The sequence below is a fragment of the Chryseobacterium sp. SIMBA_038 genome, from assembly GCF_046535115.1.
In the GTDB taxonomy this organism is placed as follows: Bacteria; Bacteroidota; Bacteroidia; order Flavobacteriales; family Weeksellaceae; genus Chryseobacterium.
This window is the reverse complement of sequence record NZ_JAWRXH010000034.1, coordinates 1-412: the sequence shown is the minus strand read 5'-3', so window position 1 is coordinate 412 and position 412 is coordinate 1. Positions and strand designations below refer to the sequence as shown.

General features: G+C 37.1%; 1 protein-coding gene. It reads right to left on the bottom strand.

The genetic code is table 11. The annotated features are described in order from the left end of the window. Positions 1 to 412, bottom strand: a 412-nt coding sequence (locus SB689_RS22600) for an SMP-30/gluconolactonase/LRE family protein (RefSeq protein ID WP_410694319.1), incomplete at both ends; no start/stop codon positions are given.

Genomic DNA, 412 nt, shown 5'->3' with positions numbered 1-412 from the left:
GGGGTCTCCTGCTTAAAATCTACCCAATAATCCCTCTCATATAAAGGATCTGTAAAATACATTCCACCAAAGGAATCATTCCAAACATCATTGGGACCGTTTAGTCTTTTCCCCTCAAAGCCTTTGAACAAAACTTCTACTTTTTTATCCTTTGATATTTTCCAGATTTCTCCCTGATCATCCGAACAGGTAATCAGAAAATCATCCTTATCAAAATGGGTTCCGTTGGCACGTCCTGTTTTGTTTAAAAATTCTATTACCTTATTGGTTTTCCAGTCCCAATAATAGATTTTATCGTTGGGCTGATCCGTAAAATAGACATTCCCCTCTTTATCCGTTGATGGACCTTCTGTAAAGCTAAACTTATCCGAAACCATTTCCGGTTTTACTCCTCCATAAAACATTTTACTAC